Below are 24,912 nucleotides of genomic sequence, written 5' to 3'. Positions count from 1 at the left end.
ACAAATCACGAAGTGACCTCTAAGCCATCAGAATAGTGATATGTCGCCCATCTCGCTCGACCTGCTGCGGACCTTCCTCGCCGTGCACAGGACCGGCTCCATCACGGCCGCCGCACAAACGCTCGGCCTGTCGCAGCCCGCGGTGACGGCCCAGGTCAAGACGCTGGAGTCGGCGCTGGACCGGCCGCTGTTCGACCGGCTGCCGCGCGGCGTCGCGCCCACGCCCGCCGCCGACGAACTGGCCCGCCGGGTGGCCCCCGCGCTCGACTCGCTGGATGAGGTGGTGGAGTCGGAGCTGCCCTCGGACGAGGCCGTGCACCTGGGCGGTCCCGCCGAGTTCCTGTGCGAGGTGGTGATGCCGATGCTGGCCCCGCTCGTCCACGACGGACTGCGGCTGCGCACGACGCTCGGCCTGGCCGACGACCTGCTGACCGGCCTGGCCGCCGGACGGCTCGACCTGGTGCTGTCCACGATCAGGCCCCGGCTGCGCGGTGTGCGGGCGGAGCCCGTCTACGACGAGGAGTTCGTCCTCGTCGCCGCCCCCTCGCTGGCCGCCGCCCTGGGGACGAGGGAACCGGCCTCGGCGCCCTTCGTGGCCTACGCCGAGGACCTGCCCATCGTGCGCCGCTACTGGCGAACCGTGTTCGGCCGCCGCCCGTCGATGGCGGCCCAGGTCGTCATCCCCGACCTGCGCGGCGTGCTGAGCGCGGTCAGGGCCGGCATGGGAGTCTCGGTCCTGCCCGCCTACCTGTGCCGCCGCGACCTGGCCGACGGCACCCTCGTGGCGCTGGCCGAGCCGGAAGAGCCGCCGATCAACACCGGCTACCTCGCCGTCCGGTCCGGCGCCCAGGCCAGGCCGGCCGTGGCCAGAGTATGGGCCCACCTCATCCGGGAACTGCGCGCCGCGCCGCCGTTCTAGACACTCCATGAGGCCAGCAGCCGCAACGACTCCTCGCTGAGGCTGCCCGGCTCCGGGTGGAGGGTGTAGAGGCGCTGCCCGTCGTCGCCGGACAAGCCGAATCTCGTAGTACAGCTCCAGCTCCCCCACCACGGGATGCGCGAACCGCTTGACGCCATGGGACACGCCGAGCATGACCCTCTCCGTGCCTGGATACCGGGCCCGCCGATGGGAATGCTGGGCTCATGTGCCATTCCACCGACAGCAGACCGCCGGCGCCGCCGATCCAGGGCGAGGTGGCCTCTCATGAGCTGACCGAGCTGACCTCGGCCGACGGCAACCGCTTCCTCGCCTACCGGGCCGAGCCCGCCGAGCCCAACGGGCGCAGCGTGGTGATCCTGCCCGACGTACGCGGTCTGCACCCGTTCTACCGCGACCTGGCGGTGCGCTTCGCCGAGGCGGGCTTCCGTGCGATCGCGATCGACTACTTCGGCCGCACGGCGGGGCTCGGCGACCGAGGCGCGGACTTCGACTTCATGCCCCACGTCAAGCAGGTCACCAGCGACCAGGTCAGGGCCGATGTGAAGGCGGCCACCGACGAGCTGGACGGCCCGGTCTTCACGGTCGGCTTCTGCATGGGCGGCGCGCAGTCGTGGCGGCAGGCCGCCGAGGGCAACGGGCTGGCCGGCGGCATCGGCTTCTACGGCGCGCTGCGCGCCATCGAGGCGCCGACGACCGGTCCTGGCGCGCCGCTGCTCCTGATCAGGGGCGGGGCCGACACGGTGTCGACGCCGGCGCAGTTCGACGCGTACACGGCGGCGCTCGACCGGGTGGGCACCGAGCACGAGACACACATCTACGAGGGCGCGCCGCACTCGTTCTTCGACCGCTCCTATGGCGAGTGGGCGCAGGCCTGCCAGGACGCCTGGCACCGCATCCTGTCCTTCACCGAACGCCATTCCTAACCGAGGTAGGCGGCCCTGACGACCGGGTCCTGCCTGATCTCGGCGGGCGTCCCCGCGGCGATCACCTTGCCGAGGTCGAGGACGACGATCCGGTCGCAGACGCCCATGACGAAGCCCATGTCGTGCTCGACCAGCAGCACGGTCGTCTCCAGCCCGCGCACGACCTCGCCGAGGCGGGCGGTCTGGTCGGCGTCCAGGCCGGAGGTGGGCTCGTCCAGCAGGAGCAGGGCGGGCCGGTCGGCGAGGGCTCTGGCCAGTTCGACGAGCCGGCGCCGGCCGACGGGGAGCGCGGCGGCGTAGGCGTCGCGCAGCGCGGTGAGCCCGCACAGCTCCAGGACCTCGGCCACGCGTTCGCCGCGCTCGCGGTCGAGCCGCCGCCTGGCCGGCAGGCCGGCCAGGTCGGCGGCGAGCCCGCCACCGCCGCCGCGCCAGTCGAGTGCGGCCAGCACGTTCTCGGCCACGGTCAGCCGGCCGAAGACCTGCGTGCGCTGGAACGTGCGGCGCAGCCCCGCCCTGGCCCGCCTGACCGGTGACACGCCGGTCAGGTCGCGGCCGGCCAGGGCGACCCGGCCCGCGCTCGGCCGGCGCAGCCCCGACACCACGTCGAAGAGCGTGGTCTTGCCCGCGCCGTTCGGCCCGATCACGCCGCAGACCTGGCCCGCGCCGACCTCGAACGACACCTGGTCCAGCGCCCTGACGCCACCGAACGCCACCGACACTCCCTCGACCGCCAGCATGCTCAGCTCACCACCCCGCACGTTCTCGTCCACCAGCATGCTCAGCTCACCCCCAGGTAGGCGGCGGTCAGCCGGTCGCTGTCCACCTCTGACCGCGGGCCGCTCCAGATGACGCGGCCCAGCCGCATGAACGCCACCCGGTCGGCGATCGCCAGCGCCTCGGTGGCCTTCTCCTCGACCAGCAGCAGCGCCACCCCGCGCGCCCGCAACTCGGCGAAGACCTCGAACACCTGCCGCACGACCAGCGGCGCCAGCCCGAGTGACGGCTCGTCGGCGATCAGCACCCGCGGCGGGCGCACCAGCGCGGGGGCCAGGGTGAGGAGCTGCTGCTCACCGCCGGACAGGGCCCCGGCGAGCACGGTGCGGCGCGCGGCGAGGTGCGGCAGCCGTTCGTAGACGGGGGCCGGGTCGGGCAGCCAGGTCCTCAGGTTCTCCTCCACGGTGAGGCCGGGGAAGACGCCGCGTCCCTCCGGCGCGAGCAGGATGCCCGCCCGCGCCCTGCGGTGGGCCGGCCAGGCGGTGACGTCCGCGCCGTCCAGCAGCACCCTGCCGCGGGTGACGGGCAGGTCTCCGGCAGCGACCGCGCAGGTGGTGGACTTGCCCGCGCCGTTCGCGCCGAGCAGCGCGACGACCTCGCCGGGGCGGACGGTCAGGTCTACGCCGCGCAGCACGGTGCTGTCCGCGTACCCGGCCACGACGCCCTCCAGGGTGAACAGCGCGGGGGCCGCGCGCTCCCCCGTGGGCGCCGCCTCCGCTACGGACGCCGCCTCCGCTTCGGGCTCGGCGCGGCGCCGCGACCGGCGGAGCTCGGCGAACTGGGTGAGCACCCCGTCCGGATGCTTGGCCAGGATCATCCCGCCGGCCCCGAACAGGATGGCCCCCACGTGCGCGGAGACGTCCCAGTCGGCCAGCAGTTCGGGGACGACGACCGCGATGAGCCCGCCGAGCACCGCGCCGCCGATCCGCCGGACACCCTGCAGCACCACCACGGCCAGCCACACGAACCCGGAGAACGCCGGCAGGTCGGTCGCGGTGATCGAGCCCTTGGAGATCGCGAACAGCACCCCGCCGAGCCCCGCGATCGCCGACGCCAGCACGAACAGCATGATCTTGGTGCGGGGTCCCGAGAGCCCCGACGTCGTGGCCGCGGCGGGGGCCGAGCGCACGGCCAGGATCGCCCTGCCGGAGGCCGACCTTTCGAGGTTGCGCACCAGCCAGGCGACGACCCCGATCAGCACGAGCAGTACCACCACCCGCACCCGGGGGTCGGAGGTGTCGGCGAAGCCGAACCCGAGCGCGGGCAGCGACCAGCCGATGGTCCCGTTACTGAAGGCGTCCACCTGGAACAGCACCTGGTCGGCCAGCAGCGCCACGGCCAGCGTGGCCAGCGTCAGCACCCGCCCGCCCAGCCGCAGCGCGGGCAGCGCCACCAGCATCCCGACGGCGCCGGCCGCCAGCACCCCGAGCACGATCGCCACGGCGAACGGCAGCCCGGACGCGAACGCCCACCCGCAGGTCAGCGCCGCCATGGAGGCGAAGGCGGCCTGGGCCAGGTTGACCATGCCGCCGATCCCCGTCACCACGACGAACGAGCAGAAGATGAGCGCCAGCACGAGCCCCTGCGCGGCCACGCCCGCGTAGTACTCCGGCGCGGTGAAGGTGAAGACCAGCAGCGCGGCCAGCCCCGCGGCCCATGGGAGCCTGCGCCGCCAGGGCGGCAGCCCCGTTGAATAATCCGACAACAGTGCGTCCTCGGCCGCGCTGCCCGCGACCCGGTCGCGCGCCCTGTTCAGCAGCACGAGGCCGGCGAAGAGCAGGATCGCCGGCACGGCCGTGCGCAGCCCGGTGACCTCTTCGAGGAAGTCGGTGTAGCCGGCGACCAGGTTCTGGACCACGCCGAGCGCGAGCCCGGCCGCGAACGTCCAGGGGATCGAGCGCAGCCGCCCGAACACCGCCGCCGTGGCAGAGGCGAACAGCAGCACCGTGTACGCGGTCGCGTCCAGCCCGAGCACGGACACGGCCAGCACCCCGGCCAGCCCCGCCAGGCCGGAGCCCAGCATCCACGCCAGCGCCGAGGTCGCGTCGGCGTCGATGCCCCGGAGCGTGGCCAGGCGGCGGCGGTCCACGGAGGCCCGCATGCGCAGGCCGTAGGGTGTGTGCCGCATGAACGCCCACAAGCCCGCCGCGGCCAGCGCCGAGAAGGCGAACGTGATGAGCTGGTCGGTGTCGAGCCGCACGCCGAGCACGTCGAAGCCGGCGGCCGGGTGCGGGCCGACGCCGCGCGGCAGCGCGGTCGCGTCCGCGGGCGGCAGCCCGGCCAGGTCCACGACCAGCAGGCCGAGCGCGGGCAGGGCGATCGTGAGCCCGATGGTGGCGACGATCTGCGCGGTCTCCCCCGCCTGGGCCAGGCCCCGGAACATGGCCCTGTGCAGCGCGTAGCCGAGCGCGGGCGCGAACAGCACGACCGCGATCAGCGCCGACAACCACGCCGGCAGCTCGGCGGCCACGTTGAGCTCGTAGAACAGCAGGGCGGACAGGAAGCCGAGCGCGCCGTGGGCGAAGTTGAACACCCCGGTCGCCGCGTACGACAGCGTCAGCCCCGACCCCATGATCGCGAAGACGGCCCCGGTGACCAGGCCGCTGACGACGTATTCGACGATCATTTGAGCGGCACGTTGTCGAAGCACTTCATGTTCTTGGCCACCTGGAAGGCGCCTTTCTCCAGTTTGACCAGCGCGCCGCAGCCGTTCGGCTCGGTGTGGTCCTTGGGGTACTGGATCCTGCCGAAGCCGGCGTTCTCGTAGGCGTAGGAGCCGTTGCCCGTGGCCAGGAACCTCTCCCTGGTGAGGTCCTTGCCGGTCTTGTCCAGCATGTCGAGGAAGATGTCGGCGGCCCAGTAGCCGATGGCCAGGTGCTGGGTCAGCCGCGTGCCCGGGGCGACCTTCTCGACGTCCTGTTTGAGCTGCGCGATCTCGGGGGCGCTCGACTCGAACGGCTCGAACATCGGCGCGGCGATCACGCCCTCCAGGGCCTGTGCGGTGGCCGGGTCCTGCAGGATGGCGACGTCGTAGCTGGTCGCGTCCGTCAGCATGCCCTGGTAGCCGGCCCGCTTGAGCGCCGCGTAGAGGCCGACGTTGAACTTGGTGCCGGCGATCACCGAGACGACGACGTCAGGGGCCCGGCCGCCGTTCGAGGTCATGATCTTGTTGACGTACGGGAGCCAGTCGGGTGGTGGCGCGGCCGCCGGCAGTCCGGAGTTCACGCCGACCAGCTTGAAGCCGGCCGCGGTGAACGACTGCGAGATGGTGGTGCCGCCGTACTTGCTGCCGCTGGAGTCGGAGGTCTGGACGTAGACGCTCTTGCCCTCGGCGCCGCCGAGCAGTTCGGCCACCTGTCTGCCCCACCACGTCTGCGAGCCTGCGCCCTGTTTGGGTGCCAGGCAGCCGTTGTAGCCGAACCCGGTCTTGGTGCCGCACCACTGCGGGCCCGTGGCCCAGCCGAACCACGGCACGCCCTGCTGTTCCAGGAAGGCGGCGCCGCCGAAGTTGGGGGCGTGCACGGGCACGAGGGCGAACACCTGGTCCTTCTGCACGAGTTTCTTGGCCGCGGCGTCGCCCTTGGCCGCGTCCTGGGCGTCGTCCTCTGCGCCGAGGAACTCGATCTTCCGTCCGTGCACGCCGCCCGCCGCGTTGGCCCGTTCGAACCTGGCCTTGGCGCCCACTTCCGCGTCCTTGGTCGAGTAGCCGCTGGCGCTGGTCTTGGTCAGCACCCCGCCGATCTTGATCGTCGTGTCGGTCACGCCTGGAGCGGCCGTGCCGTCTGCGCCCTTCTGCTGGGCCGCGCACCCGGCGACGAGCAGCGCCACCATGAGCACCACCGGGCCCCGCCGTACCATGCCGGCCTCCTTGTGATTTGGCCTAGCGCTCGCTTGGTTTTGCGCCGAGCGTAAATTCGCCGGGAAAGGGTGTCAACGCCCCCCGAGCAATCGCTTGCTCACGATTTCCCGCCGGGTTACCGTGTGGCGCATGCTGATGCGCGCGGCCGTCCTGACCGGTTTCCACGCCCCCATGGAGATCCGCGAGGCCGAGATCGCCGACCCGGGCCCCGGCGAGGTCCGCGTCGCGATCAAGGCGTCGGGCGTGTGCGGCTCCGACCTCAAGGCCATCGACGGCAAGAGCCCGGTGGTCCCGGGGCCGCCGTTCATCCTCGGGCACGAGAGCGCCGGCGTGGTCGAGAGCGTCGGCGCGGGCGTCACCGCCGTCAAGCCCGGCGACCACGTCATCATCGCGATGAACGGCCCATGCGGCCGGTGCCGGCAGTGCGGGGCGGGCCGCTTCCACCTGTGCTCGGGGCCCGTCCGACTGCGGACGATCATGGGCGGTTCCCCCAGGGTCACCGTGGACGGCCAGGAGACCCGCCGTTTCATCGGCATCGGGTCGTTCGCGGAGTACGCGGTCGTCACCGAGCCCATGTGCGTAAAAATCGCGAAAACCGCGCCCTTCGACGTCATGTGCCTTCTGGCCTGCGGCGTCGTCACCGGCGTCGGCGCGGTCACGAACGTCGCCCGCGTCCCGGCCGGAGCGAGCGTCCTGATCGTGGGCTGCGGCGGCGTCGGGCTCAACGTCATCCAGGGCGCCCTGCTCGCGGGCGCCACCACGATCGTCGCCGCGGACGTGGCCGACCAGAAACTCAAGCTGGCCGCGCGATTCGGCGCCACCCACTCGATCCTCGTCGACGACCTCCCGCGCCAGGTGAACGACCTGGTCAAGGGCGGCGTCGACTACGCCTTCGACGCGACGGGCGCCCCCGGCGTGCTGGCGGCCGCGTTCGCCTCCACGCAGCCCGGCGGCACCACGGTCATGGTCGGCAGCCCGCCCGGTGGCCACCCCATGGAACTGGACACGGGCCTGCTGTTCTCCTCCCGCCGCCTCATGGGCACCCAGGGCGGCGACGCCGCGCCCCACCGCGACCTGCCCATGCTCGCCGAGCAGTACCTGCGGGGCCGGCTCGACCTCGACGGCCTGATCTCCGAACGCCTGCCGCTCGACCGGATCAACGAGGCCGTGGAGCACGTCAGACAGGGCACCGTCGCGCACACGGTGATCACCTTCTGACTATTCTGGCCAGATGTCCTACCCCGACCCGCGATACTTCGGCGAAACCGGCGAGCTCAACGGCATCCTGCGCCAGAACTCCGAGCCCGACCTGAAGATCGGCACCGGCACGCAGGTGCACTACCTCGCCACCGGCGCCTCCACCAACGGGGCCTTCGGCCTCTACCGGTGGGAGATGGGCCCGCGCCCGTCGGGCCCCGCCCCGCACTTCCACCGGACGATGACCGAGTCGTTCTACGTGCTGTCGGGCACGATCCGGCTCTACGACGGAGACAGGTGGGCCGACGGCCGTCCGGGCGACTTCCTGTTCCTGCCCGAGGGCGGCATCCACGCCTTCCGCAACGAGTCGGGCGAGCCCGCCACGATGCTGATCCTCTTCACGCCCGGCGCGCCGCGCGAGGGGTACTTCGAGGCGCTGGCCGAGATCGCCGAGACCGGCCGCGAGCTCACCCCGCAGGAGTGGACGGAGCTCTACGCCCGTCACGACCAGTACATGGTGTGAAACCGCTGGAACGAGATGTAGTCATTCCCTTACCGTGAGCGACGGAACGTTCCACGAGGAAGGGAGACGCCCGGTGCGCGTCAGAGGAGTCACCATGGCCGGCCTGCTCACGGCCCTGTCACTGACCGGCCCGCACGCCCAGGCCGCCGAGGCCAGGCGCCTGTACGACTTCGCCGCCCAGGGCGTGATCATCTGGAGCGAGCCCTGGGCCGGCTCCACCCGCGCCGGCCTCGGCTACCCCGGCCAGGGCTTCGTCTCCGACTACTCCGAGGAGCACGACCTCTACCGGTGCGGCGACTTCGACGCCACCCTGTGGTACCACGGCCACAACGCGACCACGGCCGTCGTCGGCTGGGTCCCGGGCTGCAACCTCGCCGACCCCGATTAGACCCCGAGCGTGACCGGCTCCGCGCGACGGGGGGCGTCGGCCTGGTCGTCGTCCTCCTCGTGCCCCTCCACCGACAGGTTGGGCAGGATGCGGTCCAGCCAGCGGGGGCACCACCAGTTCGCCCTGCCGAGCAGCACCATCGTGGCCGGCACCAGAAAGCCGCGGATGATCGTCGCGTCCACCGCGATCGCCACCGCCAGCCCCACCCCGAACGTCTTCACCATCGCGTCCGGATAGGCGATGAACGCCACGAACACGGCCACCATGATCAACGCGGCCGAGGTGATGACCCGCCCGGTCGAGCCGAGACCGTCGGCCACGGCCCTGGCGTTGTCGCCGTGCCGCCCGTACGCCTGCCGCACCGCCGTCAGCAGGAACACCTCGTAGTCCATCGACAGCCCGAACAGCACCGCGAACAGCATCAGCGGCACATAACTCTCGATCGGCACGGAGAAGAACAGCGTCTGCAGGTACGACCCGCTCTGCGGCGGGTCCATGCCCACCAGCCCGCTGCCCAGCCCGATCGAGAACACCATGGCCAGCGCCCCGAACGCGGCCCCGAGCGAGACCAGGTTCATCACCGCGGCCTTGACGGCGACCACGGGCGCGCGGAAGGCCAGCAGGAGCAGGAACGCGCTGAGCAGCACCACCACGGCGATGACCAGCGGGGTCCGCTCCGCCATCCGGTCCCCGGCGTCGGTCAGCCCGGCGACCTTCCCTCCGACGTGCACGTCGATCCCAGGCAGCGCGATGGCCCTGATGTGGCGTACGACATCGGCGGTCCGGCTGTCACTGGGGGCGTAGTCGGGGACGGTCTGGAGAAGAACCGAGCGGCCGGAGGTGTTCACCTTGGGGTCGGCGACGTGCGCGACGCCGTCCACGGCCTTCACCTCGCGGACGAGCTGGTCCACGATCGGGTCCTTCGGCCCTGCCACCTTGGAGGGCAGCTCGGCGACCACGATCAGCGGGCCGTTGCTGCCTGGGCCGAATCCGGTGGCCATCAGCTCGTAGGCCCGGCGCGGCTCCGAGCCCTGCGTGCCGTAGCCCTCGTCGAGCGGCCCCAGCTTCAGCGCCAGGGCGGGCGCGGCGAGCGCGGCCAGGACGATCCCGCTGGCCAGCAGCACCCGCCACGGGCGGCGCGCGACCCAGGACCCCAGGCCCGCCCAGCCGCTGCCCGACGAACCGCCGCCGCGCAGGAACGGCACCTTGAGGGCGTTGACGCGGTGGCCGAGCAGCCCGAGCAGGGCGGGGACGAGGGTGATCGAGGTGAGCACGGCGGCGACGACGGAGATGCCGGTGACCCAGCCCAGTGTCGCCAGCAGCGGGAAGCCGGCCAGCATCAGCGCGCTCAACGCGATGATCACCGTGCCGCCCGCGAAGACGACGGCCCCGCCCGAGCTGGCCACGGTACGGCGTACGGACTCCACGACCGGCACCCCGTCGGCCAGCAGCTTGCGATGGCGCGACAGCAGGAACAGCGCGTAGTCGATGCCCACGCCGAGCCCGATCATCGTGGCCATGATGCCGGCCTGCTTGGGCATGTCCACCACCCAGCCGAGCAGCCCGATCAGGCCGAGCCCCGAGGCGACGCTGATCAGCGCCGCGAAGATCGGGATCATCGCGGCCACCAGCGTCCCGAACGCGATCACCAGGACGAGCAGCGCGCAGATCACGCCGATGATCTCGCTGGGCCCGGTCTTGATCTCCTTGTCGGCGGGGGTGGAGCTGTCGGCGGGCACCACTTCGAGCCCGGCGGCCCGCGCCGGTTGCGCGGCCTTCGACAGGGCCTGGGTGGTTTCGGCGATCTTGTTGCCGTCGTGGCCCTGCATGCGGATGCCGATGAGCCCGATCTGCAGGTTGGAGGAGATGCCGCCCATGCGGAAGGGGGTGTCCACCGCGACGACGTGGGGCATGCCCCGCAGCCGCTCGACGGCCTGCTCGACGGCCCGTTTGCGGGCGTCCTCGATGAGCGGCCCGTCGGGGGAGTACACGAGCAGTTGCACCGTTCCGCCGGTGGCGTAGCCGGGCCCGAAGCCCTCCTTCATGAGGTCGTGCGCGCGCTGCGCGTCGGTGCCGGGGATGCTCGCGTCGTTGCTGGTGGGGCTGGGGAAGGCGAGGTTCGAGCCCATCAGCGCGGCCGCCGCGACCACCCATAAGACCAGGACGATACGTCCATGACGGGCGCACCAGCCGCCCAGCCGTCCCAGCAACCGCGTCATCGTTCGCCCCCACCTCGACGGCCGTCCTGTACGGTCGTACAGAAATACGATAAAACGGGAAATACCGGAAGGCTGTCTCCCGCAGGGAAATGAGACGATGACCACAGCCGACGACACCCGCACCCGGATCCTGGCCGCCGCACGAGAGCTGTTCGCCGAGCGCGGCTACGCGGCCACCTCCCTGGCCGACATCGCCGCCGCGGTCGGCCTGACCAAGACCGCCGTCGCCTACCACTTCCACCCGAAGGACCGCCTGGCCGCCGAGTTACTGTCCCCGGCGGCCGGCGACATGTGCGCGCTCCTCGACACCGACTACGCCGACCGGGCGGCTTTCGTCGAAGCACTGGTCGGCTTCGCGGTGCGCTACCGCTCGGTGATCCGCCTGTTCATGGAGGACCTGGCCGCCGCCGACGACACCACCGCGCCCGGCACCGAACGCGCGACGGTCGGGACGTTCAGGGACGAGATCTACGCCAAGCTCGTCGGCCCCGACCCCGACCCGGAGACCAGGCTCAAGAGCTGGGCCCTGCTCGGCGCGCTGCAGTGGGGCGCGGTCAAGACGACGGACCTGCCGGAGGAACAGGTCAGGGCCGTTCTTCTGGAAGCCGCCCGCACCCTCTAGCATGCTCGACATACGTGAATGGGTTACATAAGTGGAGTCGTAATGGTCACTCTCGCCGTCGTCGGCGCGGGCTCACGGGGCACCTCCTATGCCCGCCACGCTGTCGGAACGGGAAGGGCGCAGGTGGTCGCGGTGGCCGACCCGCTCGACAGCCGCCGCGCCAGGTTCCCCGAAGCCGCCCACTACGCCGACTGGCGCGCCCTGGCCGCACTCCCCCGCCAGGCGGACGCGGTGATCATCGCCACCCAGGACAGAGACCACGTCGAGCCCGCCGTGCGCTTCGCGGAACTGGGCTACGACATCCTGCTGGAGAAGCCGATGGCGGTCTCGGAGGAGGACTCCCGGACGATCGTCGCCGCCGCGGAGCGCTCCGGCGCGATGTTCGCCGTCTGCCACGTGCTGCGCTACACGCCGTACACGCGGACGCTCAAGTCGCTGCTCGACTCCGGCCGGATCGGCGACATCGTCAACGTCCAGCACCTGGAGCCGGTCGGCTGGTGGCACCAGGCGCACTCGTACGTGCGCGGCAACTGGCGGCGCAGCGACGAGTCCACGTTCATGCTGCTGGCCAAGTCCTGCCACGACCTCGACTGGCTGGTCCACCTCACCGGCAAGCAGGTCACCCGGGTCTCGTCGTTCGGCGGCCTCATGCACTTCCGCCCCGAGAACCGCCCGGCGCAGGCCGCCGACCGCTGCCTGGACTGCGTGGTGGAGGCGCGCTGCCCGTACTCGGCCACGCGCATCTACCTGCCGCTGGCCGGCCGCGACTCCTGGCCGCTGTCGGTGCTCACCGACGACGTCTCCGAGCAGGGCGTGATCGAGGCGCTCAGGACCGGCCCGTACGGCAGGTGCGTCTACGACTGCGACAACGACGTGGTCGACCACCAGGTCGTCAACATGGAGTTCGAGGGCGGCACGACCGCGTCCTTCACCATGACCGCGTTCACCCCGGCACAGCACCGGCAGACCCGCGTCTTCGGCACCCGCGGCTCGATCGAGGGCGACGGCGACCGCCTGACCGTCTTCGACTTCGTCACCGGCCGGGCCGAGATCGTCGAGACCCGCCCGACGGGCGACTCGACGGCCGGAGGCGGGCACGGGGGCGGCGACGAAGGGCTGGTCGAGGCGTTCCTGACCGCAGTCGCCACCCGAGACCGCACCTCGATCCTGTCCTCGCCCGGCGAGAGCCTGCACAGCCACCTCATCGCCTGGGCCGCCGAGAGGTCGCGACTGAACGGCGAGACCGTCACCCTGGGATGAACCCAACGGTCGGCGTGGCCGCTACTCGCCGGGGATCGAGGCCGTGGGGGTCTCGGTGGGCTCGTTGGGGTCGGGGTCCGGCTGGCCCGGCGTGCCGACGACGAGCGTCACCGCGGCTCCCGTCGCGGCGCAGCCGGGCGGCAGGCTCTGGCTGAGGATCGTGCCGACCTTCGACTCGTCCTCGACGACCTGCCCGATCGTCCGCACCGTGAAGCCGGCCGCGATCACGGCGGCCCTGCCGTCCGCCCGTGACCGGCCCACGACGGACGGCACGGTGGCGCCCTGGCGCGACACCGTGAGCCCCACCGGGGTTCCGCCTGGGACGCGGCGGCCCGCCTGCGGGTCGGTGGACAGCACCTGGCCGTCGGGCTGCGGCGAGCAGGAGCGGGTGACGGCGCCCACCGCCAGCCCCGCGCCGGTCAGCGCCGCCTCGGCCGCCTTGCGCTGCTGCCCCACGACCGACGGCACGGGCAGGCCCGCCGAGACCTGCAGCGAGACCGTGCTGCCCCGGTTCACGACCGTGCCGGAGGCGGGACTGGTGCCCAGGACCTGGCCGATCTTCCGTGGCGAGTCGAGCTTGGCGACGGCCCCTGGCACGAGCCCGGCCCGCCTGATGGCCTTGGTCGCCGCCCCCTTGTCCAGCCCGGTCAGCATCGGCACCCCCACCGTCACCGGGCGTGCCACGGGCGGGCCGGCGGTGGGCTTGCCTTCGCCCTGCGTCCCCGGGGTGGTCCTGATCGGAGCCGAGGTGGCCGTCGGCGGCGGGGACGACGCCGGATCGGGCTGGGACGGCGACTGTGCGCCCGGCGGCCGGGCCGCCTGCGGGATCTCGCCGCCTCCGCCGTCCTTGTCGGAGATCAGTATGGTGACCAGCACCGTGACCGTGACCAGCAGCGCCGCGCAAACCGCCAGAACCGCTCTGAGCCAGGCGCCTCTGGGTTCGCCCTCGGGCACGCCGGCTTCCGTGCCGGGCACGGACGGCGTCCCCGGTAAGAAACCGGGCAGCCGGTACCCGCCGGACGCCCCCGTGGCCTCCGGCTCGGCCAGGGGCGAGCGGGCCTCTGATGTCGGCGGCCCGTGTTCGGGTGCCGACGGCCGGTGCTCGGGTGCCGACGGCCGAGGACCTGACATCGACGGCCGGGGCTCGGGCACCAGCGGCGGCGTGACCCGCAGGATGTGCGCCGGTGGCGAGCTCAGTACCTCCGGCGGCACCGCGTCCGACTCCCCCAGCAGCTCGAACAGCAACTCCCTGCTCGTCGGACGGTTGCGCGCGTCCTTGTCCAGGCAGGCGTCGACCAGCGTGCGCAGCCGCCCTTCCAGCAGCCCCAGCTCGGGCGGCGCGGTCAGGATGCGGTGCAGCACGGGCGCCACCGAGTCCTGCCCGAACGGCGCCGTGGCGTTGGCCGCGAAGCACATCGTCGCACCCCACGAGAACACGTCGGCCGCGCCCGTGACGAGCGAGGCCGTGATCTGCTCGGGCGCCATGTACGCCGGGGTCCCCACCCCGCGCCCGCTCACCGTGGCCGCCGCGTCCAGCGCCTTGGCCAGGCCGAAGTCGATCACCCGTGGCCCGTCGGAGCCGAGCAGCACGTTCTGCGGCTTGAAGTCGCGGTGCACGATCCCCGCCCGGTGGATGGCGGTCAGCGCGGTGGCGGTGCCGACCGCCAGCCGTTCGAGCGCGCCGCCGCGCCGGGGGCCGGTGAGCGCGACCTCTCGTTGCAGTGAGGGGCCGTCCACGTACTCGCTCACGATGTAGGGCCGGCCCTCGTCGAACCCGGCGTCGACCACCTGGGCCGTGCAGAACCTGGCCACGTGTTTGGCCAGCTCCACCTCACGCAGGAACGCCGCCCGCTCGTCCCCCACGGGGCCGTGCAGGAGCTTGACCGCGTACGTCTGCCCGCTCCTGGAACCGAGGAACACCGCGCCCTGACCGCCCTCGCCCAGCCGCCCGGAGAGCGCGTACTCCCCGAGTCGCTGAGGGTCCCCCGTTCTGAGCGGCTGCGCCGTTGGCACGGGGCGCCTCCCCTCGCCGCCACCCCTTCTTGTTTCCTACTGAAAGCAACAGGCCGCCTACAGTCAACGGTGCTCAGGGCAATCGCTGCCTGACCGTGACACAGCAGGTCAAGAGGCGCGGGCAACCGTGCCCGAATACGTCACTTCGTCCTTACCCTCGCGCGTCACCTTGATGACCATCTGGCTTGAGTCGGGCGTCGGGAACATGCGTAACGTCCCGCGATAGCACTGTTCGCCCTGGACCTGGTCGAGCGTGAAGATTGTGCCGCCTTCCTCGCCGGCCAGCCGCCCGGAACAGTGCAGGTCCGCGCCCCATCGCAGCTCCCCGCCGTCGCCGGCCAGGCGCAGTTCGACGGGGAAGACCCGGCCGGCGGTGAGGTGCTCAACCGAGCCCGTCCAGGTGCCGTCCAGCCCCGGCGTCTGCGCCCCGCGCAGCCACCACACGAACCCGGCCACCGCCATGACCAGCCCGGCCGCCACCGCGGCGAGCCGCCAGGTGCGGATCGGCCGCCGGCTCGGCGTGGCGGCCCTGACGGCGGCCTCCGCCTCCGCCTGCGCCGCCGCGGCGATCTGGGGAGCGGTGATCGCGGGGAAGCTCGTCGTCGGGTCAGGATCCGTGATCACGCCTGGACGGGCTTCTGACGCGCCGAGCCCGGCGATCCCTCCGGGACGTACGGCGACGGGCTGCGTGGCCTTCCTGCCGATGGCGGCCATCGCGCCCGACGACAACACATCGCTCCCCACGCCCTGCCCGAGCAGCCGCCGCAGCACCTCCTCGGCGTCCGGCCGCTCCCCCGGCTCGGGCGCCAGGCAGGTCTCCACGATCTCCCGCAGCCGCCCGCCCAGAACCCCCAGGTCCGGCTTGCCGTACAGGATCCGGGCGAGCACCTCCTGGGGGGTGTCGGCCGTGTACGCGTGCCGCCCGGTGGCGGTGAACGCGACGGTCAGCCCCCAGGCCCACATGTCGGCGGCCGGCCCGGCGGTCTCGCCCTTGAGGCGCTCGGGCGCCATGTAGGCGGGGGTGCCGACGGGCACGAGGCCCGCGGTGGCGGCGGCGTCCGCGAGCCGTGAGACGCCGAAGTCGATCACTCGCGGCCCGTCGATGCCGAGCAGCACGTTGCCCGGCTTGAAGTCCCGGTGCACCACCCCGGCCCGGTGGATCGCGCCAAGGGCGGTGGCGGTGCCGATGGCCAGGCGGTCGAGGGAGCCGCCCTGGCGGGGGCCCTGGTTGTTGACGTGCTCGCGCAGCGAGGGGCCCTCGACGTACTCGCTGACCAGGTAGGGACGGTCACCCTCCAGGTCGGCGTCGAGGAGCTGCGCCGTGCAGAACGCCGCCACCCTGCGCACGGCCTCGACCTCGCCGAGGAACCTGCGGCGCACGTCGGAGTCCGCTGACACGCTGGCGTGCAGCAGTTTGACCGCGACCTGCGCGCCCTGCGGGGAGCGGCCGAGGAAGACGACACCCTGGCCGCCCTGGCCGAGTCTGCGTGACAGCCGGTACGCCCCCAACTGTCGCGGGTCATCGGCGCGAAGCTCGGACATACCCCGCAATTATGCCCGCCAAACGATCACAGGGTGGCTCAGATGAGCGCGGCGTATCGATCGAGAAGCGGAAGAACCACCTCGGCGGGGCCGCTCGGCAGGGTGGCCACCGCCTCCTCGACGCCCAGCCCGGCGAAGTAGTCGAGCTTGTCCTTGGTGGGCCGCGTCCCGAACGGGATCACCTTGGCCATCGGCCTGCCCGTCTTCTCGCACGCCTCGCGCAGCGCGGGCAGCGCCGCCTTGATCCCGTGGCCGCCGATCGGCATCCAGCCCTCGGCGTACTCGGCGACCTGGGCGAACAGCTTCGGCCCCGCCGCGCCGCCCACGTACACGGGCAGGTCGCCGCCTACCGGCTTGGGCCAGGACCAGGACGGCTCGAACCCGTCGAAGGCCGCCACCTCCTCCCGCCACAACGCCCGCATCGCCAGGACGTTCCGCCTGGTCGCCTCGCGCCGCCGGGCGTACGGGACGCCGTGGTTCTCGATCTCCTCGACATTCCAGCCGAAGCCGACCCCGACCACCACCCGCCCGCCCGAGAGGTGGTCGAGGGTCGCGACGGCCTTGGCGGTCACGATGGGGTCGCGCTGGGCGGCGAGCAGGATGCCGGTGCCGAGGCGCAGTCGTTCGGTCGCGGCGGCGGCGAAGGAGAGGGCGACCAGGGGGTCGAGCGTGTGCTTGTACTCCTCGGGCAGTTCGTCCTGCCCGGCCGCGGGGGGCGTGCGGCGTGAGACGGGGATGTGGGTGTGCTCGGGCACGTAGAGGGAGTCGAAGCCGCGTTCCTCCGCCGCTCTGGCCAGGTCCCGGATCGGCATGCCCCGGTCGGTGACGAACATCGTGACGCCGAGCCTCATCCAACCCTCCCGCATCGTCAACCAAGCGATTGCTCGGCTAAGATTTCCAGAGTACCTTGCAGAAGACCGTCCGTGGAAAGAGGTTCCCGGTGAAGTTTTCTATCTTCCTGAATCCGCAGATTCCAGGCTCTGGATACGCGGCCGAGGAGAACGCCAAGGCCAGACGTCCCATCGGGCGCGACACCGAGTCGTACCAGAGGCTGCTGCACGAGGTGCGGGAGATAGCCGTGCACGCCGACCAGGTCGGGTTCGACGCGCTGATGATGACCGAGCACCACTTCCACTCCGAGGGCATGGAGTTCTCGGTCAACCCGCTGATGTTCCTCACCGACCTCGCCGCCAGGACCGAGCGCATCCTGCTCGCGCCGCTCGGGCTGGTCCTGCCCGCCTGGGACCCGATCAGGGCGGCCGAGGACGTGGCGCTGCTCGACCAGTTCTGCAAGGGGCGGCTGCGACTGGGGGTGGCGCGGGGCTACCAGAACCGCTGGATGAACGTCCTCGGCCAGCGCTGGCAGGCGGCCGCCGCCCGTTCGGACGGCTCGGCCAGCGACACCCGCAACTTCGACGTCTTCGGCGAGGTCCTGAAGATCATGAAGCTGGCGTGGACGCAGGAGACACTCCGCTACAAGTCGGACGTGCTGGACTACCAGGTGCCCTTCCCCTACGAGGGCATCGAGGGATGGCCGGCGCAGGAGTGGACCAGGACGTTCGGGGCGCCCGGCGAGCTCTCCGAGGACGGGAAGGTGCAGGCCGTCTCCGTCTGCCCCCGTCCCTACCAGAACCCCCACCCCGAGCTGTGGCAGCCGTTCACGATCTCGGACCGCTCGGTCATCAGGGCCGCCCAGGAGGACATCCTGCCGTGGCTGTTCACCCCCAACCCCGACGACCACGCCGCCAAGGCCAAGCTCTATCAGGAGGAGTCCGCCAAACAGGGCCGCCACTACAAGCTGGGCGAGCACACCGGCATCCTCAAGATCGTCGGCATCGCGGACACCACCGAGCAGGCCATCAACACCTTCGGCCGCAGCATCCCCAAGGACTTCGCCGCCTTCTTCGGCCCCTTCGGCTACCTCGAGGTGCTGCGTAAGAACGAGGACGAGAAGCACAAGCCCATCTCCCCCGAGAAGGGCGACGCCAAGCGGATGAACGACGTGGAGATGGCGTTGTTCGGCACCCCCGACGACGTCAAGCGCGGCATCCAGCGCATGCTCGACCGGATGCCCGACCTGGAGTGGTTCGGCCTGTACATGCAGGGCCAGCAGGGCGTGCTGCCGCTCGACACGGTCAAGCGGAACCTGGAACTGTTCGCCACCAAGGTCGCACCGGAGTTCCGATGAAGATCTGGCTGGGGGCCTCGTTCGTCGACACCGGGCAGTTCGTGGAACTGGCGCGGGCGGCCGAACGGTGCGGATTCGACACGCTGACGCTGTCCGACCATCTCTTCTACGCCGACTTCGCCTCGCCCTACCCGTACTCCCGCTCGGGACGGCCGCGTTGGGACGCGCGTACGCACTGGCCCGACGTGTGGGTGACGATCGGCGCCATGGCGGCCGTGACCACCTCGCTGCGGTTCTCCCCCAACGTCTACATCGCTCCCGCGCGCGACCTGTTCACCGTGGCCAAGCAGGTGTCCACGGCGGCGGTCCTGTCCGGCGACCGCGTGACGTTCGGCGTGGGCGTGGGATGGTGCAAGGAGGAGTACGTCGGGACCGGCCAGGACTTCCACACCCGCGGACGGCGCCTGGACGCCATGCTGCCGACGCTGCGCGCCCTGTGGTCCGGCGAAACGGTCACCCTCGACGGCCTGCCCGCGCTTTCGATCTCGCCGACCCCCGCCGGGAGCATCCCGGTGTACGTCGGCGGCGACAGCGAGGCGGCCCTGCGGCGGGCGGCCCGGCTCGGCGACGGCTGGATCGGCAACCGCATCTACACCGAGGAGCAACTCGACCCCGTACTCGACTCGTTGCGGCGCCACCTCGACGACAACGGCAGGACGGGGGCGTTCGAGATCATCGCGCCGCTGGCGGTCCTCCCCGACGCCGACACCTACCGCCGCTTCGCCGCCAAGGGCGTCACCGGGACGCTGGCCGCCCCCTGGTGGCTGGCCACCCCCGAGGAGAAGGCGCGATACGGGGAGGGCACGCTGGAACTCAAGATCGCCACCATGGAACGCTTCGCCGAGGAGGTCATCGCCAAACTCTGAGGCGACCAGGGAAGACACGGCCGCGCAGAGGCGCGGGGAAACTCGGCACCCGTCACACCCGCAGAACGGTGACCTGGCGTCCGGACGGCGTGGTCGCCTGGTCAAAGCCGCCTCGTTCCTTCCAGGGTGGGGCCTCTGGGCGGCGGTCGAAGATCACCAGTACGCCGGTGGGGAGGGTGAGCCGGTCCAGATAGCGGTCGAGTTGCACGAGGCCGTCGGGCAGGGGGTCGTTTCTGTTGGTTCGCCAGACCTTCAGTTCCATCGCTTCCCGCTGCATCAGCCGTTCGCCTTCCGGGCCGGTGTGGGGCCAGCGGACCAGTACGTCCAGGCGTTTGGTGCCTGCGGCGTACTCCCGGTCGAGGTAGCCGCCGCCGTTGACCAGGCGGTGGAGGAAGGCCATGAGGATGATCTGGCAGGCGGCTTCGTGGTAGCCCTCCTGCTGGATGAGTACCTCGCCGTGCTCACGCCAGAACACGACGAATTCCTCCAGCAGTCGCTCCATGTCGAATCGGCCGTCCGGCAGCACGAAGCTGCGCGGATCGGCCTGCACGTACTGCTCTGACGGGTCTCCCAGGACTCGCAGGATGACCTCCCGATAGATCGGGTTCGCCACCTCCAGTGGGGGTTTCTGCTTGATCAGGCCCAGGTCGCGGACGTAGGACAGGTCGTCGGAGAAGGCGGGGTCGATGTCGGGGAGCGACCCGGCCACCACGGGCTCCATCACCCGCTTGACCCGGGGTTCGTGCAGTCGGGCCGCCAGCGCGTCCAGATGCATGGCGCGCGCCCGGATCAGCCGCTCCTTGGCGTCCTCCACCTGCCCGGCGGTGATGGCGCCGGTCACGCCCATCTTGAAGACGATCTCGTGCGCGAGGGCGTTGACCAGCCACGGTTGTCCCTGCGTCAGCTCGAAGACCCGGTCCACCGCGTCCTTGGCGAACTCCTGGCCGGTCGCCTGCGTGTGCTGGCCGTACAGCTCGGCGATCTGATCGGCGGTGAAGTCACCCAGACGCAGCGACTCGGTGATGATGTTGAACGGGCTGATCGGGTTCGACCCGTCGGGGGCGCCGCCCGAGGCGACCTTGTAATCGCGCACGTCGCGCAACCCGCACAGCACCACGGACGCGGGGAACGGATGGCCCCCTGGTCGTGCGTTGTGACCGGTGCGGAGCTGACTGAGGATGCTGATCATGCTGTCGCCCTGCAGTCCGTCGATCTCGTCGAAGAACAGCACCACCCGGCGCGGGCAGCGGCGGCACCACTCACGCAGCGCCATACGGAACCGGCTGCCCGGGGAGGACTGCGGCCAGGGATCCGGCGGGAGCAGTTCGTCCGGCCATCCCGACCGCGCGGCTACCTCGCGGATGGAATCCAGCAGAATCGACTCCGCCCAGGCGACGTCGTCACCGGCTGCCTTGGCCTCCTCACAGGAGAACATCAGGGCAGCGATCTCCCCCTCGGCGGTGAGCTCGGACGCCAGGGTGTCCAGCGCGGTCGTCTTCCCGGTCTGCCGGGGCGCGTGCAGCACGAAGTAGCGATCCATCTCGATGAGTGCCCGCGCCTGCGGGATCCGTGGCGTGGGGGGCAGCATGTAGTGGCGCTGCGGGTCGCAGGGACCGGCGGTGTTGAAGGACTTCGCTCGGGGTGGTCGCACGATCACATTCTGCCATCTCCCGCGTGGTCGGCCTCAGTCCTCTCGCAGAAGGGTGTGCAACCGGCGATGGAGGATCTGACATACGAGAAGGTCATGATTCTGACTGGTCTGATGCTTCAATTCCGTACTGCGGTTCGGCCGGTGTCCTGCAGGTGCAGCCGGGGCTTGGCCTGGTCGCGGTCGGTTGCGCCGCGGAATCGGCGGTAGATTCCCGGCCAAGCTACGGCGAAGAGCGAGGCGGGCCGGTATGCCCCGCGTGGCGACGGGCAGCGTCAGCGAGAGAACGACGCTGGGCAAGTCGGAACAAACGCCATCGGCCAGGCCGGCCGACGGGGCGCGTACGTCACCGTCGCCAGAGCTGGAATCGCCGTGTGCTGCGCCCTCGGCATCGTCGCCTGCGGTGGGGAGCGCTCCCACCGATCCTTTCCACTTGCCGAGTTCCTGGCCTGACCAGACCCGTGGGGTGCGGAAGAGGCACAGCGTCGTCCAAGCGCCGTAACAGCAGGAGAGATGCGATGTCCATCGATCTGACCGAGACCTCGATCACCGAGGCAGTGCGGAAGACCTTCGACGGCGTGGAGAATGAGCGCGTCAAGGAGCTGTTCGTCTGCCTGGTGCAGCACGTGCACGACTTCGCGCGGGAGGTCCGGCTGACGGGCGACGAGTGGTTCGAAGCGCTGGATTTCCTCAAGCGCGTGGGCGATGTCACCACTCCGGATCGGCAGGAGTTCGTTCTGCTGTCCGACATCCTGGGGCTGAGCGTTCTGGTGGACCTGATCAACCACGAGGACGGGTCGTCGACGACGGATTCGACGCTGCTGGGCCCCTTCTACGTCGAAGGCCGGCCGACGGCAGAGAACGGATCGGACATCTCCGGTGAAGTCGAAGGGACTCCGCTGTTCTTCAGCGGCACGGTGCTCGACGTCGACGGCCATCCCGTGGCCGGGGCCCAGGTGGACACCTGGCACAGCGACGGGAACGGCTTCTATGACGTGCAGATGCCGGAGAAGCTGCACCACCGCCTGGCCATGCGGGCACTCATGGCCACCGACGACAAGGGGCGGTTCTGGTACCGCTCGGTGGCCCCGCGCTACTACCCGGTCCCCACCGACGGGCCGTGTGGGGAGATCCTGCGTGTCGCGAACCGCTCTGCGATGCGCCCCGAGCACCTGCATTTCCGGTTCCATGCCGAGGGCTTCGAACCGCTGATCACCATGCTGTTCCGCAGTGACGACCCCTATCTGGAGCGCGACGCGGTCTTCGGAGCCAAACGGTCCCTCGTGGTGGACTTCGTCCAACACGATCCGGGCGAGACCGCTCCGGACGGCACCCACCTGGACGAGCCGTTCCAGACCGTGGAGTGGACGTTCGTGCTGGCCCGCGGGAAGAGCTGAGGATGCCACGCATGAGCTGAACGTCTCCCGCCTCCTGGCAAGGCGCCCCGAAGGCGTTCGATGTGGACATCGACACGCCCCCTGACCAGCACATCACGTTCAACGAGCGGAAAGGGCGGCGAGCATGCGCGCGCTACGCTTCGAGCGGTTCGGCGGCCCCGAGGTGCTGTCCGTCAGTGAGGTGACTGACCCGGTCGCCGCCGAAGGCATCGCGGTGGTCGCCGTCAGGGCGACATCGGATCCACCCGCGACGGCTCGCACGCGGAACGCATGGCCCTGCCTGTCGGCGCCCTGGCCCGCAAACCCGAAGTCCTTGACTTCGCCGAGGCGGCGGCGGTCGGCGTGAACTTCGTGGTCGGCTGGCTCGGTGCGATCGAGACCGCCCACATCGCCGCGGGCGAGACCATCGCCGTCGCGGAGAAGAAGGTGCGCGGCCGGGTCGTCATCCAGCCGTGAGGACGCCGATCTTCAACCCATCTGTTCCGCGCCTGGCCGGTCCCCCGGGGGCGATAACCTCGTCTGGTGCTGGAAAAGATCGCAGCCACCCGTTATGTGACCCCGCTGCGGGAGGGCGGCTCGCTGCCCGGCGTCGTCGAGGCCGACGACCTGGGCACATACGTGGTGAAGTTCCGCGAAGCCGGTCAGGGCAGGCGGGTGCTCGTCGCCGAGATCATCGCCGCCGAGCTGGGCCGCAGGCTGGGCCTGCGAACCCCGGAGCTCAAGCTCATCGACCTCGACCCGCAAATAGGCATCAGAGAGCCAGACGAGGAGGTTCAAGACCTGCTCAAGGCCAGCACCGGGCTCAACCTGGCGGTCGACTTCCTGCCGGGCGCCCTGGGGTTCGACCCGCTGGGCTGGGCGGCCGATCCGGGGTTCGCGGCGCGGGTCGTGTGGTTCGACGGCCTCATCCACAACATCGACAGGAGCTGGCGCAACCCCAACCTGCTGGTCTGGCACCGCGACACCTGGCTGATCGACCACGGCGCGGCCCTGTGGTTCCACCACAACTGGAAGACGGCGAATCCGCAGCGCCCGTTCGACATGGGTGACCACGTGCTGGCCCCCTACGCGGGCGACGTCCCCGCCGCCGGCGCGGAGCTGGCGGAAAGGATCACCAGGGAGCTGCTGGAGCGCGTGACGGCGCTGGTGCCCGACGAGTGGCTCGACGGCGAGCCGGGGTTCGAGTCGGCGCGGGACGTCCGCGCGGCTTATGTCGATCATCTGCTCCAGCGGGCGCACGGGCCCCGCGAATGGCTCACCGGCAGCAAACCCCGGGCCCCGAAGATGGAGGGCCCCGGTTCTGTCGGCGAATTCTGGCGGGGAGGCGACCGATGACCAAAGACGTCTACGAGTACGCGGTGATCCGCGTCGTCCCCAGGGTGGAGCGGGGCGAACTGATCAACGCGGGCGTGCTGCTCTACTGCCAGCCGCGCGACTTCCTGTGCGCGCGGGTCGAGCTGGACGCGGTGCGGCTGCGGGCCCTCGACCCGGAGGCCGACATCGACGGGGTACGCCGTGCGCTCGGCGCGTACGAGATGGCCTGCGGGCAGACGCCAGGACCGCTGGCCGATGAGCCGCTCGGCGGCAGGTTCCGCTGGCTGACGGCGCCACGCAGCACGATCGTGCAGACCGGCCCGGTGCACGCGGGGCTCACCGCCGACCCGGAAACCGAGCTGGCCAGGCTCTTCGACAAGCTGGTCCGCGTTTAGAACAGCACCGACATGAACGTGTCGACCTCGTGGAAGCCCACCTTGCGGTAGACGGCCCGCGCCGAGCGGTTGTAGTCGTTGACGTAGAGGGAGACCACGGGGGCGAAGCAGTCCATGGCGGCCTCGACCACGGCGGCCATGCCGGCCACGGCGTGCCCCCTGCCGCGCAGCTCGGGGGCGACCCAGACGCCCTGGATCTGGCAGGCGTGCGGCGTGACGGCCCCCACCTCCGCCTTGAACACGACCTTGCCGTTCTCGATGCGGGCGTAGGAGCGGCCGATTCTGATCAGTTCGGCGACCCTGGTGCGGTAGAGGGCGCCGCCGTCGCCGAGGTTGGGCGAGACGCCGACTTCCTCGGTGAACATGGCCACGGACGCCGGCAACAGGATGTCGAACTCGTCCGGCCGCACCCGGCGGACGAGCGGATCGGCGGGCACCGGCGGCCGGCGCGAGATGGCCATGACCGGCTGGGCCCAGCGGATCGCGCGGGGCCTGCCCCAGTACGGCTCCAGCCGCTCCCACAGCAGGGAGACGGCGTCGACGGGGCCGACGATGGACGAGCAGCGGCGCCCCTGTTTGCGTGCGCGGTCGGCGAAGGCGTGCACGGCCTCCGGGCCGGCGTTGACCGGCACCATGTTGGCCCCGGCGTAACAGAGTGACACGAGGCCACCGCGCGGCCCGAAACCCCACATCTGCCCGCCGAGCCTCGCCGGGTTGAGTCCGACGGCCCGCACCCGGGAGGAGACGAAGACGTTGGCGACCGGATCGGTGTCCAGCAGGGCGAGAACCTCGTCCCGGTCGCTGTCGTCGAGCACGCGCGACGCCGATGTACGCAGCATCACAT

Annotated in this window: 22 protein-coding genes; 13 read left to right on the top strand and 9 right to left on the bottom strand. The window is 71.1% G+C overall.

The window, feature by feature from the left end; all coding sequences use genetic code 11:
* Positions 1–40 precede the first annotated feature (40 nt).
* Positions 41–919, top strand: coding sequence for a LysR family transcriptional regulator (locus ACFOY2_RS40340; protein WP_379533389.1), 879 nt, complete (start codon positions 41–43; stop codon positions 917–919).
* Between the two features lie 224 nt (positions 920–1,143).
* Entirely contained in the window at positions 1,144–1,863 is a 720-nt protein-coding gene (locus ACFOY2_RS40335; protein WP_379533388.1) for a dienelactone hydrolase family protein, read from the top strand.
* Here ACFOY2_RS40335 and ACFOY2_RS40330 read toward each other — a convergent pair.
* Genes ACFOY2_RS40330 through ACFOY2_RS40320 form a run of 3 tightly spaced genes read right to left on the bottom strand, consistent with a single transcriptional unit; the run spans position 1,860 to position 6,495 of the window.
* Positions 1,860–2,639, bottom strand: coding sequence for an ABC transporter ATP-binding protein (locus tag ACFOY2_RS40330; RefSeq protein WP_379533387.1), 780 nt, complete (start codon positions 2,637–2,639; stop codon positions 1,860–1,862). The genes ACFOY2_RS40335 and ACFOY2_RS40330 overlap by 4 nt on opposite strands.
* Before the next feature lie 2 nt (positions 2,640–2,641).
* Positions 2,642–5,263 (bottom strand): ABC transporter permease subunit, encoded by a 2,622-nt coding sequence (locus ACFOY2_RS40325; RefSeq protein WP_379533386.1) that lies wholly within the window; start codon positions 5,261–5,263, stop codon positions 2,642–2,644.
* Positions 5,260–6,495 carry an ABC transporter substrate-binding protein gene (locus tag ACFOY2_RS40320; RefSeq protein ID WP_379533385.1) on the bottom strand — a complete coding sequence of 412 codons (1,236 nt, stop codon included), beginning with the start codon at positions 6,493–6,495 and terminating at the stop codon, positions 5,260–5,262. Before ACFOY2_RS40320 ends, ACFOY2_RS40325 begins: the two co-directional genes overlap by 4 nt.
* Positions 6,496–6,625: 130 nt before the next feature.
* On the opposite strand from ACFOY2_RS40320, the gene ACFOY2_RS40315 reads away from it, so the two are divergent.
* The 3 genes from ACFOY2_RS40315 to ACFOY2_RS40305 all read left to right on the top strand — a co-directional run bounded on the left by ACFOY2_RS40315 (position 6,626) and on the right by ACFOY2_RS40305 (position 8,604).
* Positions 6,626–7,714, top strand: coding sequence for an alcohol dehydrogenase catalytic domain-containing protein (locus ACFOY2_RS40315; RefSeq protein ID WP_379533384.1), 1,089 nt, complete (start codon positions 6,626–6,628; stop codon positions 7,712–7,714).
* A 13-nt stretch (positions 7,715–7,727) separates the two neighbouring features.
* Positions 7,728–8,216, top strand: a complete 489-nt coding sequence (locus tag ACFOY2_RS40310) for a cupin domain-containing protein (RefSeq protein ID WP_379533383.1) — start codon at positions 7,728–7,730, stop codon at positions 8,214–8,216.
* A 73-nt stretch (positions 8,217–8,289) separates the two neighbouring features.
* Entirely contained in the window at positions 8,290–8,604 is a 315-nt protein-coding gene (locus ACFOY2_RS40305; RefSeq protein ID WP_379533382.1) for a hypothetical protein, read from the top strand.
* Here the strand turns inward: ACFOY2_RS40305 and ACFOY2_RS40300 are convergent.
* Complete coding sequence (locus ACFOY2_RS40300) at positions 8,601–10,823, bottom strand: MMPL family transporter (RefSeq protein ID WP_379533381.1); 2,223 nt, start codon at positions 10,821–10,823, stop codon at positions 8,601–8,603. The two genes, ACFOY2_RS40305 and ACFOY2_RS40300, sit on opposite strands and share 4 nt — an antisense overlap.
* Before the next feature lie 97 nt (positions 10,824–10,920).
* Between ACFOY2_RS40300 and ACFOY2_RS40295 the strand changes: the two genes are divergently transcribed.
* Positions 10,921–11,445, top strand: a complete 525-nt coding sequence (locus ACFOY2_RS40295) for a TetR/AcrR family transcriptional regulator (protein WP_379533380.1) — start codon at positions 10,921–10,923, stop codon at positions 11,443–11,445.
* Between the two features lie 42 nt (positions 11,446–11,487).
* Positions 11,488–12,705 carry a Gfo/Idh/MocA family protein gene (locus ACFOY2_RS40290; RefSeq protein ID WP_379533379.1) on the top strand — a complete coding sequence of 406 codons (1,218 nt, stop codon included), beginning with the start codon at positions 11,488–11,490 and terminating at the stop codon, positions 12,703–12,705.
* A gap of 21 nt (positions 12,706–12,726) precedes the next feature.
* Here the strand turns inward: ACFOY2_RS40290 and ACFOY2_RS40285 are convergent, their stop codons facing one another.
* The 3 genes from ACFOY2_RS40285 to ACFOY2_RS40275 all read right to left on the bottom strand — a co-directional run bounded on the left by ACFOY2_RS40285 (position 12,727) and on the right by ACFOY2_RS40275 (position 17,111).
* Positions 12,727–14,718: a protein kinase domain-containing protein gene (locus tag ACFOY2_RS40285; RefSeq protein WP_379533378.1), complete on the bottom strand. Its 1,992-nt coding sequence runs from the start codon at positions 14,716–14,718 to the stop codon at positions 12,727–12,729.
* Positions 14,719–14,826: 108 nt separating this feature from the next.
* Entirely contained in the window at positions 14,827–16,260 is a 1,434-nt protein-coding gene (locus tag ACFOY2_RS40280) for a serine/threonine-protein kinase (protein WP_379533377.1), read from the bottom strand.
* 38 nt (positions 16,261–16,298) lie between these two features.
* Positions 16,299–17,111 (bottom strand): TIGR03619 family F420-dependent LLM class oxidoreductase, encoded by an 813-nt coding sequence (locus tag ACFOY2_RS40275; RefSeq protein WP_379533376.1) that lies wholly within the window; start codon positions 17,109–17,111, stop codon positions 16,299–16,301.
* 89 nt (positions 17,112–17,200) lie between these two features.
* Here ACFOY2_RS40275 and ACFOY2_RS40270 point away from each other — a divergent pair, with 89 nt between their 5' ends.
* Positions 17,201–18,448: an LLM class flavin-dependent oxidoreductase gene (locus tag ACFOY2_RS40270; protein WP_379533375.1), complete on the top strand. Its 1,248-nt coding sequence runs from the start codon at positions 17,201–17,203 to the stop codon at positions 18,446–18,448.
* Positions 18,445–19,314 carry a TIGR03619 family F420-dependent LLM class oxidoreductase gene (locus tag ACFOY2_RS40265; protein ID WP_379533374.1) on the top strand — a complete coding sequence of 290 codons (870 nt, stop codon included), beginning with the start codon at positions 18,445–18,447 and terminating at the stop codon, positions 19,312–19,314. Before ACFOY2_RS40270 ends, ACFOY2_RS40265 begins: the two co-directional genes overlap by 4 nt.
* A gap of 52 nt (positions 19,315–19,366) precedes the next feature.
* On the opposite strand, the gene ACFOY2_RS40260 is transcribed toward ACFOY2_RS40265, so the two are convergent.
* Entirely contained in the window at positions 19,367–20,965 is a 1,599-nt protein-coding gene (locus ACFOY2_RS40260; protein WP_379533373.1) for a hypothetical protein, read from the bottom strand.
* Positions 20,966–21,480: 515 nt separating this feature from the next.
* On the opposite strand from ACFOY2_RS40260, the gene ACFOY2_RS40255 reads away from it, so the two are divergent.
* From ACFOY2_RS40255 to ACFOY2_RS40240, 4 genes are all read left to right on the top strand, one after another.
* The gene (locus ACFOY2_RS40255) at positions 21,481–22,359 is read left to right on the top strand and encodes a dioxygenase family protein (protein ID WP_379533372.1); all 879 of its coding nucleotides are present in this window, start codon (positions 21,481–21,483) and stop codon (positions 22,357–22,359) included.
* A gap of 270 nt (positions 22,360–22,629) precedes the next feature.
* A complete protein-coding gene (locus ACFOY2_RS40250) occupies positions 22,630–22,815 on the top strand; it encodes a hypothetical protein (protein ID WP_379533371.1) in 186 nt (61 codons plus the stop codon).
* A 66-nt stretch (positions 22,816–22,881) separates the two neighbouring features.
* Positions 22,882–23,694: a HipA family kinase gene (locus ACFOY2_RS40245; RefSeq protein WP_379533370.1), complete on the top strand. Its 813-nt coding sequence runs from the start codon at positions 22,882–22,884 to the stop codon at positions 23,692–23,694.
* Positions 23,691–24,068: a DUF3037 domain-containing protein gene (locus ACFOY2_RS40240; protein ID WP_379533369.1), complete on the top strand. Its 378-nt coding sequence runs from the start codon at positions 23,691–23,693 to the stop codon at positions 24,066–24,068. Before ACFOY2_RS40245 ends, ACFOY2_RS40240 begins: the two co-directional genes overlap by 4 nt.
* On the opposite strand, the gene ACFOY2_RS40235 is transcribed toward ACFOY2_RS40240, so the two are convergent.
* Positions 24,065–24,907 (bottom strand): GNAT family N-acetyltransferase, encoded by an 843-nt coding sequence (locus ACFOY2_RS40235; RefSeq protein WP_379533469.1) that lies wholly within the window; start codon positions 24,905–24,907, stop codon positions 24,065–24,067. The genes ACFOY2_RS40240 and ACFOY2_RS40235 overlap by 4 nt on opposite strands.
* Positions 24,908–24,912: the final 5 nt, after the last annotated feature.

The organism is Nonomuraea purpurea, from assembly GCF_042650645.1.
Classification (GTDB): Bacteria; Actinomycetota; Actinomycetes; order Streptosporangiales; family Streptosporangiaceae; genus Nonomuraea; species Nonomuraea purpurea.
The sequence above is the reverse complement of the archived record's forward strand: the minus strand, read 5'-3'. Positions and strand labels throughout refer to the sequence as shown.